The 16791-nt window shown below is 43.3% G+C and carries 15 protein-coding genes; 7 read left to right on the plus strand and 8 right to left on the minus strand.

The features are described 5' to 3' along the window. Positions 1–91: 91 nt before the first annotated feature. Positions 92–1138 carry a PLP-dependent cysteine synthase family protein gene (locus tag ACGHAV_RS06170; RefSeq protein ID WP_390377890.1) on the minus strand — a complete coding sequence of 349 codons (1047 nt, stop codon included), beginning with the start codon at positions 1136–1138 and terminating at the stop codon, positions 92–94. A gap of 405 nt (positions 1139–1543) precedes the next feature. Here ACGHAV_RS06170 and ACGHAV_RS06175 point away from each other — a divergent pair, with 405 nt between their 5' ends. After that, complete coding sequence (locus ACGHAV_RS06175; protein ID WP_390377893.1) at positions 1544–2725, plus strand: endonuclease/exonuclease/phosphatase family protein; 1182 nt, start codon at positions 1544–1546, stop codon at positions 2723–2725. Positions 2726–2763: 38 nt separating this feature from the next. On the opposite strand, the gene ACGHAV_RS06180 is transcribed toward ACGHAV_RS06175, so the two are convergent. Then, positions 2764–3618, minus strand: coding sequence for a DUF417 family protein (locus ACGHAV_RS06180; protein WP_390377896.1), 855 nt, complete (start codon positions 3616–3618; stop codon positions 2764–2766). A 188-nt stretch (positions 3619–3806) separates the two neighbouring features. On the opposite strand from ACGHAV_RS06180, the gene ACGHAV_RS06185 reads away from it, so the two are divergent. Both ACGHAV_RS06185 and ACGHAV_RS06190 read left to right on the plus strand, forming a co-directional pair. Then, on the plus strand, positions 3807–4247 hold the full coding sequence (locus ACGHAV_RS06185) for a hypothetical protein (protein ID WP_390377899.1): 441 nt from the start codon (positions 3807–3809) through the stop codon (positions 4245–4247). Positions 4248–4368: 121 nt separating this feature from the next. Beyond that, a complete protein-coding gene (locus ACGHAV_RS06190; protein ID WP_390377902.1) occupies positions 4369–4800 on the plus strand; it encodes a DUF2177 family protein in 432 nt (143 codons plus the stop codon). Positions 4801–4888: 88 nt separating this feature from the next. On the opposite strand, the gene ACGHAV_RS06195 is transcribed toward ACGHAV_RS06190, so the two are convergent. Together ACGHAV_RS06195 and ACGHAV_RS06200 are read right to left on the minus strand one after the other, a co-directional pair. Beyond that, positions 4889–5980 (minus strand): fatty acid desaturase family protein, encoded by a 1092-nt coding sequence (locus ACGHAV_RS06195; protein ID WP_390377905.1) that lies wholly within the window; start codon positions 5978–5980, stop codon positions 4889–4891. Next, positions 5980–7083 carry a flavin reductase family protein gene (locus ACGHAV_RS06200; RefSeq protein ID WP_390377908.1) on the minus strand — a complete coding sequence of 368 codons (1104 nt, stop codon included), beginning with the start codon at positions 7081–7083 and terminating at the stop codon, positions 5980–5982. The genes ACGHAV_RS06195 and ACGHAV_RS06200 overlap by 1 nt, the downstream gene beginning before the upstream one ends. A gap of 211 nt (positions 7084–7294) precedes the next feature. Between ACGHAV_RS06200 and cdd the strand changes: the two genes are divergently transcribed. Further along, on the plus strand, positions 7295–7711 hold the full coding sequence (gene cdd / locus ACGHAV_RS06205) for a cytidine deaminase (protein ID WP_390377911.1): 417 nt from the start codon (positions 7295–7297) through the stop codon (positions 7709–7711). A gap of 129 nt (positions 7712–7840) precedes the next feature. On the opposite strand, the gene ACGHAV_RS06210 is transcribed toward cdd, so the two are convergent. Beyond that, positions 7841–8059, minus strand: coding sequence for a hypothetical protein (locus tag ACGHAV_RS06210; protein ID WP_390377914.1), 219 nt, complete (start codon positions 8057–8059; stop codon positions 7841–7843). Positions 8060–8318: 259 nt separating this feature from the next. On the opposite strand from ACGHAV_RS06210, the gene prfB reads away from it, so the two are divergent. Both prfB and lysS read left to right on the plus strand, forming a co-directional pair. Next, positions 8319–9417 (plus strand): peptide chain release factor 2 gene (gene prfB, locus ACGHAV_RS06215; protein WP_334012923.1). Its coding sequence is split into 2 segments (ribosomal slippage): positions 8319–8393 and positions 8395–9417, totalling 1098 coding nucleotides; the frame shifts between segments, so codons are not numbered across the junction. A gap of 23 nt (positions 9418–9440) precedes the next feature. Beyond that, positions 9441–11003, plus strand: coding sequence for a lysine--tRNA ligase (gene lysS, locus ACGHAV_RS06220; RefSeq protein WP_390377918.1), 1563 nt, complete (start codon positions 9441–9443; stop codon positions 11001–11003). 135 nt (positions 11004–11138) lie between these two features. Here the strand turns inward: lysS and ACGHAV_RS06225 are convergent, their stop codons facing one another. Genes ACGHAV_RS06225 through ACGHAV_RS06235 form a run of 3 tightly spaced genes read right to left on the minus strand, consistent with a single transcriptional unit; the run spans position 11139 to position 13593 of the window. Beyond that, positions 11139–12119, minus strand: a complete 981-nt coding sequence (locus tag ACGHAV_RS06225; protein ID WP_390378621.1) for a ketopantoate reductase family protein — start codon at positions 12117–12119, stop codon at positions 11139–11141. Positions 12120–12124: 5 nt separating this feature from the next. Beyond that, a complete protein-coding gene (locus ACGHAV_RS06230) occupies positions 12125–12982 on the minus strand; it encodes a pseudouridine synthase (protein ID WP_390377921.1) in 858 nt (285 codons plus the stop codon). Positions 12983–13026: 44 nt separating this feature from the next. Beyond that, on the minus strand, positions 13027–13593 hold the full coding sequence (locus ACGHAV_RS06235; protein ID WP_390377923.1) for an Hpt domain-containing protein: 567 nt from the start codon (positions 13591–13593) through the stop codon (positions 13027–13029). A gap of 264 nt (positions 13594–13857) precedes the next feature. On the opposite strand from ACGHAV_RS06235, the gene ACGHAV_RS06240 reads away from it, so the two are divergent. Continuing rightward, positions 13858–16725, plus strand: a complete 2868-nt coding sequence (locus ACGHAV_RS06240; RefSeq protein WP_390377926.1) for a M16 family metallopeptidase — start codon at positions 13858–13860, stop codon at positions 16723–16725. The last annotated feature ends 66 nt before the right edge of the window (positions 16726–16791 follow it).

The following is a 16791-nucleotide window of genomic DNA, read 5'->3' on the forward strand; positions in this document are numbered from 1 at the left end:
TTTACGTGCATTTTTACGCAAACAGTTACAGGTTAACTACGTAACTATCTGCGAAAATCATTGTTTAAATAACAGTTAAAATAAAGGTGGCCTATGCCACCTTTATTCTGTCTAGAGTGGTATCGAACTCACAGGTTTCCCCAATGTTACTCTCCACCCAGCTGGTATTGTAGTAAGTGTCTTTATACCGTTCTCCGCTGTCACACATAAGAGTAACAATTGACCCGCTTAACCCTTCTTTCCCCATGGCTTGTGCTTCATTTAACGCGCCCCACAAATTAGTACCGGTGGAGGGGCCAGCCTTAATGCCCATTTTTTCATTTAGCCATCGCATTGTGGCAATACTTGCAGCATCGGGAACACGCAACATAGTATCGATAACATCATGCTGAAATGAGGCCTCTACCTGAGGGCGGCCAATACCCTCAATACGACTTCCGCGTTGTGATGTAAGCGTATGGTCTTTTTGATAAAAGCTATCAAAGAAAACGCTGTGCTGTGGATCAACTACCATTAATTTTGTGGTTAATCCTTTATAACGAATATAGCGACCGATAGTAGCTGAAGTGCCGCCGGTGCCTGCACTCATGACAATTGTATGAGGTATGGGATGTGGCTCAGCGCTCATTTGCTCGAAGATACTTTCAGCAATGTTGTTGTTGCCTCTCCAGTCAGTAGCGCGCTCTGCGTATAAAAACTGGTCCATAAAGTAGCCATTTAGTTCATTGGCAACCCGTTTGGCTTCGCTATGCATTTGAGTAGGGCAGTCAACAAAGTGGCATTCACCACCATAGCGTTCAATTAACGCTATTTTACTCTGTGCCGTTGAACGCGGCATTACTGCAACAAATGGAATGCCTATCATTTTGGCAAAGTAGGCTTCAGACACAGCGGTACTGCCCGATGACGCCTCTATCACCGTTGTGTTCTGATTAATTTTGCCATTACAAAGCGCGTATAAAAACAAAGAGCGCGCTAAGCGGTGTTTCAAACTCCCAGTAGGATGTGTGCTTTCGTCCTTTAAGTAGATATCTACTCCTTGAATGGCAAGTTGATCTAGCTTTATAAGATGAGTATCTGCTGAACGTTGAAAGTCAGCATTTATAGTTTGAATTGCTTTTGAGACCCAATGAGACAAGGCACACCTATATGTTGAAACACCACTTTATTTACAGTAGCAGGGCAAACCTAGAATAAATGTTTAAATTTGTGCGCTAGTATTGGCTTCCTTAAAACTATTTTTTAATTTCAGGTCTTATTTTAATATTTTATTTTTATGATTTGCTTTTGCTTGGCTTATTTTGCTTCTAAATGTGCTGAAAGGTATGCGCGCTTAATAAATCATAACGTGTTGGTTATGCTGACGTGTTAGTTATGTGGGGGATGTTAGTTACATGGAGGTAATAGTTACGTAGAGGTGTAAGCTACGTGGAGGTGTATGCTGTGTGGTAAGAACAGCGCGTAACAAGAACTTGCAGCCGCGGTATTGCTTAGCTCTCACGTTCTGGTATGTTTGTGTGATAATGTAACAAAAGCTGCCCTCATGAAACCCATAACTTTTTTCGCGCTGCTAGCGCTTTTACCTTTTTCTATCTTTTCACAGCCCCTTAAGGTTGCCACATTCAATGTAAGTATGGAGGCAACTAATTATCGCCACCTCAACATGCCGCCAAGTGACAAGGTTCTGCAACACGTGCTTAGCACAGGTGACAACGATCAAGTAAAAAACATTGCTGAAATTATACAGCGTGTTAACCCAGACATTATTCTGCTTAACGAATTCGATTACATTCAAAATAAAGAGAGTGGTGTAAACGCTTTTTTAACTCGGTATTTGAACGTTTCTCAACAAGGGCAAGCGCCGCTTGATTATCCTTATACTTATATTGCAACAGTAAATACCGGCCAACCAACTCCATTCGACTTAGACAATAACGGTGAAGCTACGCAATACGGCAATGACGCATACGGTTATGGTTTGTACCCAGGGCAGTACGGCATGGCCCTTTTGTCGAAGTATCCCATTAAGAAAGACGAAGTGCGCACGTTTCAGTATTTTAAGTGGAAAGATATGCCCAACGCACAGCGCCCAATGCTGGCAGATAAAAATCAACCAAGTACTGATAGCGCTTGGTATTCTGATGATGAGTGGAATGCTTTTCGACTAAGCTCAAAATCGCACTGGGATATTCCCGTTTTAGTAGAAGATAAAACAGTACATATACTGGCAATGCACCCAACGCCACCAAACTTTGATGGTGATGAAGATCGAAACGGGAAACGCAATAGCGATGAAATTCGCCTTATGACAGATTATTTATCGCCTAAAAAGGGCGATTATATTTACGATGATAATGGCAAACATGTGACGCTTAGCGAAAGCTCACGATTTGTTCTTGTCGGCGACTTCAATGCAGCGGATATAGGTGACAAGTATCGAAAAGGTGTTATCGAGCAGTTAACAGAACATCCACTGGTAAACAATTCGGTTATACCTAAAAGTGAAGGTGGGGCAAACTCATCGGATTTACCTTACAGCAATCGGTTTACCGCTTATTGGGGAGCAAGAGCCGACTATGTGCTTCCCTCAAAATATGGCATGTCGGTAATCGACGCTGGCGTATTCTGGCCAGAAAAGCAAAGTGCTCTGCATCGTTTAGTAAAAGACAGAGCTGCAAGCTCAGACCATCGATTAGTTTGGGTAAGCTTGCAGTTAGAAGAGTAATTTCAGTATTACTGAAATTACTCCAGTAGGACAATAAATTAAAGCTTGGCTTGGTGCTCACTATCATTGCTTAATGTGTAGTGCGCAACAATGATGAGGTTAGCAATAAACCATAAATCTTTGATAACAAAGTGCCCCAAGCCGTTAATCAGCGTGTCGCCATTAAAGGTGCCAGGTACTGAAAACATAAACGTTTGCGTCATTACGAATACAGACAAGCACGCCAGGCCGCTTATCACAAGAAGCGGCTTGTTGCGTATGAAAATACCAATACCAAGCAGTATGGCAAAAAGGATATCAAAGCCACCAATTACGTTTGACGCTTGCTGTACGGTAAAGACATCGTAAAGCCAAGACATAAATGGAGATGTTTCGACAAGCCCTATAATGCCGTTTGCTTCGAATTCATAGAACTTCATACCGCCAATCCAAAAAAGCACCACAGCAACCGAGGCGTAATTCATGAACGTATGTTGTTTCGCCGTAAATTTGTCTTTAAAAAATAGGAATGCAACAAGCGGTAATACTGCAAAGTACTTTATTATGCCTTGGCCGCTGCCAATGATAGGAAACCCGCCTAAATCGGCCATCCAGCGAGTGGGTGATAGCAAAGTAAGGAGCGGAACTACTACTGTGATAAGCGTAATTGATACTGGAACAATAACGGGCAATACGCCTATTCTTGCAGCTAATGTTGTTATGGTAACGCTTAACATGCCAATGCCCGTCAGCACGCTGAGTGTTGACGCACTCAACATATCGGTAAGTTCGTAGAAGCCGAATGTTGCTGTTAACGCCCCAGGATTAGCGCCTAGTAAAAACGTAATACCTAAAACGGCAAAGCTAAATGTTAGTAATAAGGTTACGCTGTTTTTTGTTTGGGGGTATGGCATGAAAAGTCCAATTCGTTAATTAGTGCAAACAGTAGGCACACATAGACCTAGTAAATTTAAATAAAATTTCATCTATTTATTTTTTTGAACGGCGCAAGCAATCTGTTTGCGTAATAAGGCTTTATAATTTATTGAAACTTATTCAAAAAAACAGGTCAGACGTAAAGAATATAGAAGGAATTGCTATTATGCGCTATTCATTTACTGGCATTAATGTCACTGGTACTTTTCTTATTCTGGCATTCGTTTGTTTGACAGGATGCGGTGCAAAACCTCCAGAGAAGATACCTACGCTCAAAGAAATTGCACAACTAGAGGCGACGGTTGATACATCGCTACCGCTTGTACAGCAGGCGTATTCTATCGCTTCTGAAAAGGTGTGCGAAAAACATTCGGGGCAGTGGAAACGCATTGGTAAACAACAAAAGGAAAGCTGTGTTTTACCAGCAAGCGATGCCGGTAAGTCTTGTCAAAGCAGTAGCGACTGTGAAGTAGCTTGTGTTGCGCTTAACGAACCCGTTGCACCGGGTACGGCCACTGCCGGAGTTTGCTTAGAGTCTACAAATTTATTTGGCTGCCGAACGTATGTGTCGGGCGGCACAGCTGAGCCTACGCTTTGTGTAGATTAATTCGACAAAATCGGATAACCGTGAATACAAAATAATGCATAGTAAATGCTGTGCTGTTCTTGCTGCGTAAACCGTGACACACTATTGATAATTAAAGGAACTTTTATAAGGAATAGGTAACATGCTTGCGAACATCGTACGCTACGCCAAGCCAATTGTAACATCGCTAGCTGCTATTTTTATCTGCTTTGGTGTGCTTGATTTCATATGGTTAGGTGTAGTGGCAGATAGCTGGTATCAAACTGAAATGGCACCTTTGTTACGAAGCGAGTTTATAACCTGGCCTTGGCTAGTATTTTACGCAATGTATGGATGCGTTGTTTTTGTGCTTGCGGTAGTAGCTAATCGCGATAAATCACTGCTTTATGCAGGCATCGATGGCGCTTTGTTAGGGCTGGCAAGCTACGGCGCTTATAACCTTACTGCCTACAGTATTATAGATGGCTTCACACTTTTTATTATGAGCATCGACTGGGTATGGGGAACGTGTTTAACGGGCGCAAGCGCAGTGTCGGGCTGGCTAGGGTTTCAACTGGCGCGAGATGATAAATAGCACCGAGGTTTAATGTTTCTCAGTGCTATTTTATTTATCACAGTTAACTGCACGCTTGTTGACGTACATCACGTGCTGATGATTGTGTTTATGGTAATGAATATCGTAATATGCGTTTGAGTACGCTTGAATATTGCTTAACAAAGCTACCGGTGTTGTAGTGCATGCCATGTTCTTCAAACACGGCTTTAACTTTGGGCGCCATTTCTCGATACCTGCGAGCAGGAATATCGGGAAATAAGTGGTGCTCTATTTGAAAGCTAAGGTGCCCAGTAAGCACATGAAAAACATTCCCCCCAGTTATGTTTGAAGAACCAAGGGCTTGGCGATAATACCACTGTCCTTGTGTTTCGTTCTTACAATCTTCTTCTTTGAAGGTTTCTACGTCGCCTGTAAAGTGGCCGCAAAAAATGATGGTAGACGTCCATAAGTTTCGCAACAAATTGGCCAATACATTTCCTGCAAACACCCACAGGAAAAGAGGTCCTGCGAGTAAAGGGAATAACACGTAGTCTTTTACAAGCTGTCTGGCCCCCTTGCTGAAAAAGCGCTTTTTCAATTGAGTGTGAGTAACTGTGTTTTTTCTATTGTCTTTTTTCTTACCAAAGAATACACGCTCTGCAGCCATTTCGTGGTACGCCACTCCCCATTGAAAGAAAACGCTTAGCAAAAGGTAAGTAATAAATTGCCAAAGATTTTTAACACGCCAGCGAAAGTCGCTTGAAAGCCTGAGTAAGCCATAACCAAAGTCACGATCTTTGCCTATGATGTTGGTATACGTATGATGCTCGTAGTTGTGCACTCTGTTCCAACTAGCACCATCACAGGCAATGTCCCATTCGTATGCTTTAGAGTTTATATGTTTGTCGTTCATCCAATCGTACTGCCCGTGCATTACGTTGTGACCAATCTCCATATTGTCGAGAATTTTGGCAGTAGCCAAACTAAGCACACCAACAGCCCACAGCATCGGCTGTAAAAAGCCCAGCATAAGCAATATTCTTCCCGTCCACTCACAGACACGCTGTAAAACAATCACGCGTTTAATATATTGAGCATCTTCATTACCAACGCGTGCACGAATGTCAGTTTTAATTGCGTTTAGCTGCTCGGCTAGCCTTTCATAATCCGGCTTATTGGATCTATTGGGTGTTATTGTCGAAGTTCGTTTACTCGTCATTATGATTGAAGCTCCAAATTAGTAATGGCTTGAGATACACATAGCTGAATGAGTTCCTCGGCGTTATCTGACAACTCGCCGGTACGCATATCCCGCACAATTCCCTGTTTCTTTACACACTGGCATTGATGGCAAATGCCCATGCCACACCCATAATTTACTGACACATTAGCTTGCTGTAGCTGAGTTAGAAGCGATTGCTGGTTGTTAACATGAAGCACTTTGTCGTCATGCTGAATAAGGAAAGTTTGCTCTTCTTCTGAACTATCAAATACAGTGGGTAAAAGTGCAGTAAAATGTTCGCTTTCAAGTGAAATATTATTTGCCAAAGCGTTTTTTGATACTGGCCCATACAGTGATAGAGGGCCGCACACCATCCACTCATACGAATTAAATTCAGGTAAATAGCGTTCAACATCACCGTCATTCGCTTTAGTGAGTAAACGAAACGCAAAATTGGGTAGCTTTGATGAAATGTTTGATAGCTCGTCAATAAGCAAGTGTTCGCCTTGCTTGGCATAGTAAAGCAAGTGAATGTTTGGCTTCATAGAAGCCTGGCTGCTGTGGTGCTCATTACAGTCATTAGAGCTATGTTTGGCTGCATGCTTCGATGTGTAGTCTTCTAACATTGCGATGAAGGGGGTGATGCCAGAGCCGCCTGCAATCATCAATATATCTTTATCTTCCCGCAGTGCAAAACGCCCCATGGGTGGTGAAATGTTTACCCACTGTCCAGGTGAAAGTGTTGGTAGGTGAGGGGTTAACGCCCCTTGCTCTTTAATACGGATGATCAGGCGTAATTCATTTTCTAGTGCGCGAGTACTGGCTCCCGATGCAATAGTAAACACACGAGTTGTAAGTCTGCCGTTGATCTCAAGGGTAAGTGACACATGCTGCCCTGCCAGGTGTACTGGCCACTTTTTTTCTGGCGATAATAAAATTTGAAGTGTATTTGGGTTTAAGTAGGTTGCACTTGTTATTTGTGCGCGAAATAGGCCATCTCGCCACGCAGGTTTAAACCGTTGAACAAGTGGCTCCCAATAACCTTTCCATGTTAAGTGATGGAAAAGAGAATGACTGATTTTCGAAAGAAGCGATTTCACTAAGTGCTTTGACCTTACAAGAGTTAAAACGACAGTTAATAATTTGAGCGTACACTTGTACTCTATTTTGGCGTACGAGTGTACGCTCAAATAAAAAAAGATCAAGTATCATGTTTTTGGCTACAACTTGTCCAAATGGTCAGTTTTCTATTGCACTACGTAGTAATACTCATTAATCTTCATGCCCCCTTTTGAAAAGTGGAACAGAACATTGCTTGAAAATTTACGTCAGGATGTTGTGGATGCGTACAAAAACGCATTAGCGGCACGAGAAAACTCTTATTCTCCGTATTCTCATTTTAAAGTTGGTGCAGCAGTAAAATTCAAAGGTGTTGAGCAGGTTTTTTATGGCTGTAATGTTGAAAACGCTAGCTATGGTGCAACTATTTGTGCCGAGCGAAATGCAATATGGAGTGGCGTTGCAGCGGTAGGCAAACAGGATATGGAATACCTTATTGTGGTTGCAGATCAGGAAGACCCGGTGCCGCCATGTGCTTTGTGCTTACAGGTTATATCTGAATTTTACGATGCCGAAATGCCAATCTATTTGGGTAATTTGCAGGGCCTAAAAAAGGTATATAAGTTAAAAGAAATACTGCCTGTGCCGTTTAATAGTTTCGTTGCATAAAAACGACTACTACGAACAAAGCCGTATCCTTCCAGTATTCGAGAAATCGTTGTAATAACGACTTCTCGATATGAATTAGTGCTGCTCGGTAGTATCAAGTGCTATTCAGTAATGATTAGCGTTTTGGAGTTAACGCTCTCGATTCTTGTAAAGCCAATTTCCTATGCCGATGGCCGCAACAATCAGCGATAGCACTGGCCACATGAATGATACTGGTGCGCCGTCGGGGCACTGTAGTGTCATGGTTGAACCCGCTAAATCGCTACAATCTACTATTGGGCCCATGGCTAGAATAAATAAGCTCAAAAGTATGCCAATGATGGCTGAAGATAAATTATTTAGTGACATTTTGTTCCAAATTGGTGCATATAAGAAGTAAGTCGGCACAGAAAACGTGAAATTAAAAACGCCGCCAAATCAATAAGTATGGACATGTTTTGCTTTAACAAGCTGTGTTGAAAGTCATTTGTCGGCCAATTCCTATCGTTCAACGAAAACGCTTCTAATACAAACCAAAAGAAGATGGCAATATTTGCGCCAACCCCTATCAAAATTACCTTAAATTCGGTACTATCCGCGGTCTTGAATTTTACGAAATAAGCGGTCTATGTTTGAAATAAACCCCGTTACCAATGCGATAAAAGATATCCGCGAGCGCACCGATGCGCTTAGGGGGTATCTTTGACTTTGATGCAAAGTCAGAGCGTTTAGAAGAAGTAAGCCGAGAGTTAGAAAGTCCTGACGTTTGGAACGAGCCAGACAGAGCACAGGCGCTTGGCAAAGAGAAAGTTGCACTAGAGCAAATTGTTGAAACTATTCACAAGCTAGAGCAAGGTGTAGAAGACGTAGAAGGGCTGGTGGAACTGGCCGTTGAAGCGGAAGACGAAGACACATTTAATGAAGCCGAAGCTGAACTGCAGGGGCTTATTGAGCAGTTAGAAACGTTAGAGTTTCGACGCATGTTTTCAGGTCCAAACGACACCAACGATTGCTACATTGATATTCAGTCTGGTTCAGGTGGTACTGAAGCACAAGACTGGGCAAACATGCTTTTACGCATGTACTTGCGATGGGGCGAGGCTCACGGCTTTAAAACAGAACTTATTGAAGTGTCTGAAGGTGAAGTAGCTGGCATTAAGAGTGCAACACTGCGTCTAGAAGGCGAGTATGCGTTCGGATGGCTTCGCACTGAAACCGGCGTACACCGTTTAGTTCGAAAATCACCTTTCGATTCTGGAAACCGCCGACATACGTCGTTTTCATCAGCTTTCGTGTATCCTGAAATTGATGACGATATTGATATCGAAATTAACCCTTCTGATTTACGTATCGACACTTATCGCGCATCAGGTGCAGGTGGTCAGCACGTTAACAGAACAGACTCAGCGGTACGTATAACGCATGAACCCACAGGTATTGTGGTGCAGTGTCAGAACGACCGCTCGCAGCATAAAAACAAAGATCAGGCGATGAAGCAGCTGAAAGCCAAGCTTTATGAGTTTGAGCTGCAAAAACAAAACGCTGAGAAACAAGCGATGGAAGACAGTAAGTCGGATATAGGCTGGGGTAGTCAAATACGTTCTTATGTATTAGACGACTCTCGCATTAAAGACTTACGTACCGGCGTGGAAACACGTAATACTCAAGCCGTACTTGATGGCGACTTGGACAAATTTATTGAAGCCAGCCTAAAATCTGGGCTGTAAACCGAACAACGAAGTGAAAGGTTATGACTGACCAACAAACAGACGATAACAAATTGATTGCAGAGCGCCGTGCAAAGCTAAGCGCTATTCGCGAGCAGTGCCGTGCAAACGGTTTCCCAAACAGCTTCCGTCGTGAAAACTACGCTGATGAACTTCAAGCTAAGTTCGGTGAATTCGACAAGGAAACCTTACAAGAGCAAGACAACAAAGTAAGCATTGCTGGCCGTATTATGGCTAAGCGTGGACCTTTCTTGTTACTACAAGACATGACTGGCCGTATTCAAGCTTATGCAGACAAAGACACGCAGAAAGCGCTTAAAGCACAATATGGTGCGTTGGATATTGGCGACATTATCGGCGTAGCAGGTGCCCTTCACAAGTCAGGTAAAGGCGACCTTTACGTGAACATGGAGCAATATGAACTGCTAACTAAAGCGCTTCGTCCGCTTCCTGAAAAGTTTCACGGCCTTAGCGACCAAGAAACTAAATATCGCCAGCGTTATGTTGACCTGATCACCAGTGAGCAAACGCGTAAAACCTTTATGATCAGAAGTAAGATTGTAAACGGTATTCGTAAGTACCTTACCGAGCGCGACTATTTAGAAGTAGAAACGCCAATGCTACAGGTTATTCCAGGCGGCGCCACGGCGAAGCCGTTCGTTACTCACCACAATGCGCTAGATATCGATATGTACCTGCGTATTGCGCCAGAGCTTTACCTAAAGCGTTTGGTTGTAGGTGGCTTTGAGCGAGTATTCGAAATTAACCGTAACTTTCGTAACGAAGGCTTATCAACGCGTCATAACCCTGAGTTTACTATGCTTGAGTTCTACCAAGCATACGCAGACTACAATGACCTGATGAACCTTACGGAAGATATGCTACGCACGCTAGCACAAGATATTCTTGGTACCACTAAAATTACCAACACCACGAAAGATGCAGATGGCAACGTAACAAGCGAAGTAGAATATGACTTCGGTAAGCCGTTTGAGCGTTTAAGTATGGGTGAGGCTATTTTGAAGTATTGGCCAGAAGCCAATGAAGCCGCTATTCGCGACCCAGAAGCAAACCTAGATGCGCTTAAAGCAATGGCAAAACAGCTTCATATTAAAGAGCCTGAAGTAGACGGTATTTGGGGTGCAGGTAAGTACCTTTGCGAAATCTTCGAAGCCACTGCTGAAGAGCAGCTTATGCAGCCTACGTTTATTACTGAATATCCGTGGGAAGTATCGCCGCTTGCACGCAGAAACGACAATAATCCATTCATTACTGACCGTTTCGAGTTCTTTGTTGGTGGACGTGAACTTGCTAACGGGTTTAGCGAGCTAAATGACCCTGAAGATCAAGCTGAGCGTTTTGCGAAGCAGGTTCAAGAAAAAGACGCTGGCGATGATGAAGCAATGCACTTCGACGATGACTACATTCGCGCGCTTGAGTATGGCTTACCGCCAACAGCGGGTGAGGGTATTGGTATCGACCGTTTGGCGATGTTGTTTACCGACAGCTCAACCATTAAAGACGTGATTTTGTTCCCGCACATGAAACCACAAGCGACCAAAGAAGCGTCTGAGTCTGAAGAGTAAGGTAACGCTTACTTAGCAAAACCGTAGTAAGCGCTGCGTATTAATGCTGAACAAGTGCTAGACCAAAAATGAAAAAGGCGAGATTGAATCTCGCCTTTTCTGATCTCGTTTTCCGGAAATTCTACAGCCTTTAACTCACATACTAATGTTTGTATTAAACTGCGCTTCAATCTCTTTTATTTGCTGAGTAAGCAGCGTATTGATAGGCGTTGCGATGCCTTTTTGCTTGGCTCTTTCTATAAGATAACCGTTAATCGCACCTATTTCGCTAGGCCTTTTATTAACGATATCTTGATGCATGCTTGAATAATTCTCGCCTGTCGCTTTTGCCACTGCCATTACACGCTCATGCACCTGCTTCTCACAAAATGAAAAACCATATGCATTGGCGGTTGCAGTAAATTCCGAACAAATAGCTTGCCGTTGTTTATCAAATTGCGAGTCTAAAATGTGTTTGTTTTGAATATTATTTATTGCCGTAAGCGGGTTGATAACGGCGTTTACAGCAAGCTTGCTCCAAAGCGCTTTTTGAATGTCGTCACAGTAATGGGTAGGGGGTAACGCTGCGCTTAAAAGTGATATGGCACTGCTAAGCTTAGACGGAAGTTTAGAACAGAGCTTAGAAGTCAGTATCGAAGAGGTCTTATTAGAGCATCCAAAAGCTTGAACGTCTAACGCACCCATTTGCGTCTCGCCCTTCCCCGTATACTCAACGATAACACTGCCATTTTCGGTTTCTTTTTTAAGCGCACCATGACTTGTGGTTGCTAGCAATAATGGGTAATCGGGGCCAAGTATATCATTCGCTATTTCTGCGCCGCCCATTCCATTATGTAGCAATACCACAGTAGGTTGGTTTACTAAGTAGGGTAGCCAAAAATGAAGTGCTTGTGACAGTTGATAGACTTTCAAAGGCAATACGACTACATCATCAGCTTGTAATACTGAAGGCATAGAGCACGCTGGTTGTAAGGTAACGATTTCGCCGTTAAGCCATACAGCAGAAGACGGGCAATGTTTAACATTTCGAGGGTATTGTTGATAGGGCACGCCATGCTTTTGCGCCCCTGCAGCCACTAGCGAACCAATAGCGCCGCCACCAACGATATACAGCATTGCCACTAATTAGACTCCTTTGGTGCAAGTTCATTCACAGAGGCTTCTTCTAATACCTTTCCCTTTAATGGGCTCAAACCTTTAGGTAAGTTTGGCCACGGTAGAGTTTCGGGAGGCTGAAGCTGTGAAAACCATTCTTGTACTTGCGGGTCGGCAAAGCCATCTTCGTATTGCTTGAAGATAAAGGCGTTTTTCTCAAAAAACGCAAGGTGAGTCTCAATATTTGCGCTTACGCTAACCAGCCCAGTTTTTAGTGGCAGCATTAAGCGCCATGCGTGAAGATTGAGTCGTTCTGCATTATTGCCGCCGTAAAGTGTATCTCCATTAATAGGAGCGCCGATACTTTTAAGCGCAACGCGAATTTGATGCGTTTTTCCGGTAAAGGGTTTTACGATAAAACCGCGCACGCCGGGCTTGGCAGATTGGCTGAAAAACTGCGTAATAGCCGGTCTTTCAGTTGTCTTTAACAAAATCCTTTGACCGCCTCGTCGGTTTTTCATGTCGCCAATTATTGCGCCTTGTTTCTTTTTAGGCTTGCTATCGCTTAAGGCTACGTAGTATTTTCTTACAGTTCTTGCTTTGAATAACTCGCCTATTTCAGCGGCAGCCCGTTCATTTTTAGCTAAACAAAGGCAGCCCGATGTGCCGGTATCAAGGCGATGGCATAAATGCAGCTGCGACAAGTTTAGCTGCTTTTTAAGCAACGTTACAATACCTGGAATAGTGAGTGTTTCTTGAGTACTAGGTTCAGACGAAGCCAATTGCTGCGAAATAAATTCTTGCGAAGTAATTTGCTTAGAAGTAGGTGAAGGGGTTTGAATAGCTTGGGTATCGTGCATGCCGATACCCGAAGGTTTATTCACAACAACAAGTTCATCGCTGTTGTATAAGATACACAGGTCTTGCACTAGCTATTTTCTAATTCAGCTATAGCGGCTTCGTAGTCTAGTTCGTCAACAGCATCAACAATTGCAGCTTGTTTATCGTTGGGAAGAGAAAGGCTGGCAAGCCATGAATCAAGGCGTTCTTGTGAAATAAATTCACTGGCCTTAAGTGCCGCTAAAAGCTGTGTTTTCGCTTGTTCAGCCGCAGCGTTATTTACAGGTGCGTTTTCGGCACTGTTTGTGTCAGGCTCTGCTGTTAGTGCATCTACCGCTGCCATAGTTTCATCTAAACAAGCGATGAACGCTGGGTAATCGTCTGAAATACGCTGATCGTTTCGCAAGCTGCTTTCAATAGGCTTACTAGCATGATGCAGGGCAAACAATCCTAAGTTACCAGTAACACCTTTTAAGGTATGTACAAGAGAATAAGCTTCTGTGAACTCGCCTTTTTCTACATGTGTTTGAATATCTGCGTCAATCGAACGATATTCTTCGGTAAACTTTCCTAGAAGGGTAAACAACAGCGTTTTGTTACCGCTAAGCTGAGACATTCCAAAGTCAATATCGAGTACTGTTGTCGACTGATCCATTAAACGTTCCTTTTAACCTCATTATTGCTTACGGTTCAAACTCGGCCTTTTTATCTGCCAATGACTACCAATAAGCGCAATCAACTGGAATAACCAATGAGTAGTGTAGATGATTATTCATTAGTGTATTTCAGAATTACATAAATTAATACAATCATAGCAAAGTCAGACGAAGTAAACCGTTTAAAAGTCTGGTAATCTTCTGAAAATTAGTATGGTTATTGCCACACTTATCTAGGTGTGTTGAATAGGAAAGGAATAGTCATGTCAGGAAAACTGACCCTCAGTTCGCTGGTAATTTCGCTCGGTATTTTAGCGGTTTCAGGTTGCCAGCGTGCGCATGTTGAAACGCCAAAAGCTGCCAACACCGTATCAATAGATTATGAAAAGTACACATTAGAAAATGGCTTAACCGTCATTCTTCATGAAGACCATTCAGACCCACTTGTCCACGTTGACGTAACGTATCACGTTGGTTCGGCGCGCGAAGAAGTGGGGAAATCAGGTTTCGCTCACTTCTTTGAGCACATGATGTTTCAGGGGTCTAAACACGTTGCTGATGAACAGCACTTCAAAGTTATCACTGAGTCGGGTGGCAATTTAAACGGCACTACAAATACCGATAGAACCAATTATTTTGAAACTGTTCCTGCTAATCAGTTGGAAAAAGTGCTGTGGCTTGAATCAGACAGAATGGGCTACTTACTTGAGGCCGTCGATCAAGAAAAGTTCGAGAACCAGCGCGAAACCGTGAAGAACGAGCGAGCACAGCGTGTCGACAATCAGCCCTACGGTTTGCGTTTTGAGCTAAACGGTGAAGCGCTGTATCCAGAAGGGCACCCTTATTCTTGGCTAACCATTGGTTATGTAGAAGACTTAGATCGCGTAAATGTTAACGATTTAAAAGCGTTCTTTAAACGTTGGTACGGACCAAACAATGCGGTGTTAACCATTGGCGGCGACATTGATGTTGCAAAAACAAAGGAATGGGTTAAGAAATACTTCGGCAACATTCCTGCAGGCCCTGAAGTTGAAGAACCAGAGCCAGAACTGGTTACATTGCCTGAAACGCGCTACATGACGCTGGAAGATAAAGTGCATCTGCCGCTGTTACAAATTACCTTCCCAACGGTATATGCAAGGCATGAAGACGAAGCGCCGTTAGATGTATTATCTGATATTTTAGGTGGTGGTAAGACATCTTTATTTTACAAGAACCTGGTAAAAGAAGGTTTAGCCGTTCAAGCCGTCGTTTCACACCCTTGTAGAGAACTGGCTTGCGAGTTCCAGCTATTGGCATTAGGTAATCCAGCAAAAATGCAGTCGCTTGCTACTCTTGAAGAAGTGATGGCCGATACGTTAAACGAATTTGAAGCTCGAGGAGTGATGCCAGATGACCTAGCGCGTACAAAAGGACAAATTGAAGCGCGTACGGTATTCGGCTTACAAAGTGTCTCGGGTAAAGTATCTGCGCTAGCAGCAGGTGAAACTTTTCATCAGACTCCCGACCTAATAGCCGATGATATAGCACGTTATAACGCGGTAACTGCACAGGATGTAATGCGTGTGTACAAGAAGTATATTAAAGATGCCAACAGCGTTGTGCTTAGTGTTGTACCTAAAGGTCAGCCTCAGCTTGCTGCCGCAGAGCCTACTTTCGAACGCCCAGTACGCAATATTCCTGAGTCGCTAAGCGATGACAAAGAATTAGCCAATAATGCGCTTTCTGACGAGACGTTCGTAAGCGCACCTTCTAGCTTTGATAGAAGCAAGATCCCTAACGCAGGGCCAGCACCAGTGGTAACCGTGCCCGATTTTTGGGAAGCGAAGCTTGGTAATGGTATTGAAGTGCTTGGTGTTACCAGTAATGAAACGCCTACTATTACGATGACAATCGGTCTAGATGGCGGCATGTTGCTGGATACCAGTGAGAAAGCAGGCACCGCTTACCTTACTGCACTTTTAATGAATGAAACCACGGCGAATTATTCTAACGAAGCACTTGCTAATCAGCTTGCCAAGTTAGGTAGTTCAATAAGCTTCAGCACCGGCGGTCGCTATTCTCAAATTTACGTTTCTACGTTAACTAAACACTTAGATGCAACGCTTGAACTTTTGAAAGAGAAGCTGTTTAACCCTGCTTTTACTCAAGTCGATTTCGATAGAATGAAAGAGCGTGTGCTGCAAGGGCTGCAGCAGCAAGCTAAAACACCATCAAGTATCGCTAAGCGTGCTCGCGACTTAGTGTTGTTTGGCGCTGAAAACCGAGTAAGTCTGCCCGATGAAGGCACTATTGATACAGTAAACGCCATTACGCTTGATGATATTAAACGCTATTACCAGCAATACTATTCTCCGTCGAAAGCAAGCATTGTGGTGGTGGGCAACTTGCCTCAAGAAGCTGTGCTAAGCAATCTAGACTTTTTAGCTAAATGGCAGGGCAATGATTACGAGTTTAACGAGTACAGTGCTTTTCCTGAGTACCAAGAAAATACTATTTACTTGGTAGACAGCCCTGAAGCGGTTCAGTCTGTTGTGTACATTGTTGACCGCAGCCTGCCTTTCGATGCCACTGGCGACCATTTTAAAACACGTTTGATGAACTTCCCTCTAGGTGGTGCTTTTAACAGCCGCATTAATTTAAATCTGCGAGAGGATAAGGGCATCACCTATGGTGCAAATAGCGGCTTTATTGGCGGTAAAACGTTAGGTTGGTTTGAAGTAAGCACCGATTTAACGGCCAACAATACCGCAGAAGGTATTGCTGAAATTCTACGAGAGATTCAGTTGTATAGAACGGAAGGGGTTACAGAAGAAGAAATTCAATTCATGCGTAACGCTTACACGTTAAGCGATGCATTAGAATTTGAAACACCAACCAGTAAGGCGCGCTTCCTTCGCCAGATGCTAAGTTACGATTTAGAAAAAGGGTATCGCGCTGAGCAGCTCGACATTATCAACAACATTGATAAAGACACCATTGATGCGCTTGCCAAGCAATATTTGAATATAGAACAGATGCAAATTATTGTAGTGGGCGATAAAGCGAAAATTTTGCCTCAATTAAACGCGTTATCAATGCCAATTATCGAGTTATCAGTAGAGAGCAATACGCGAGAAGCGTTAAACTGATAGATTGATTTTTGTTGAATTTACACTATTGCCCCCCATAACTGGGGGCAATAATGACATAACGGA

It is taken from the genome of Alteromonas sp. MTD1, from assembly GCF_042848195.1.
Taxonomy (GTDB): Bacteria; Pseudomonadota; Gammaproteobacteria; order Enterobacterales; family Alteromonadaceae; genus Alteromonas.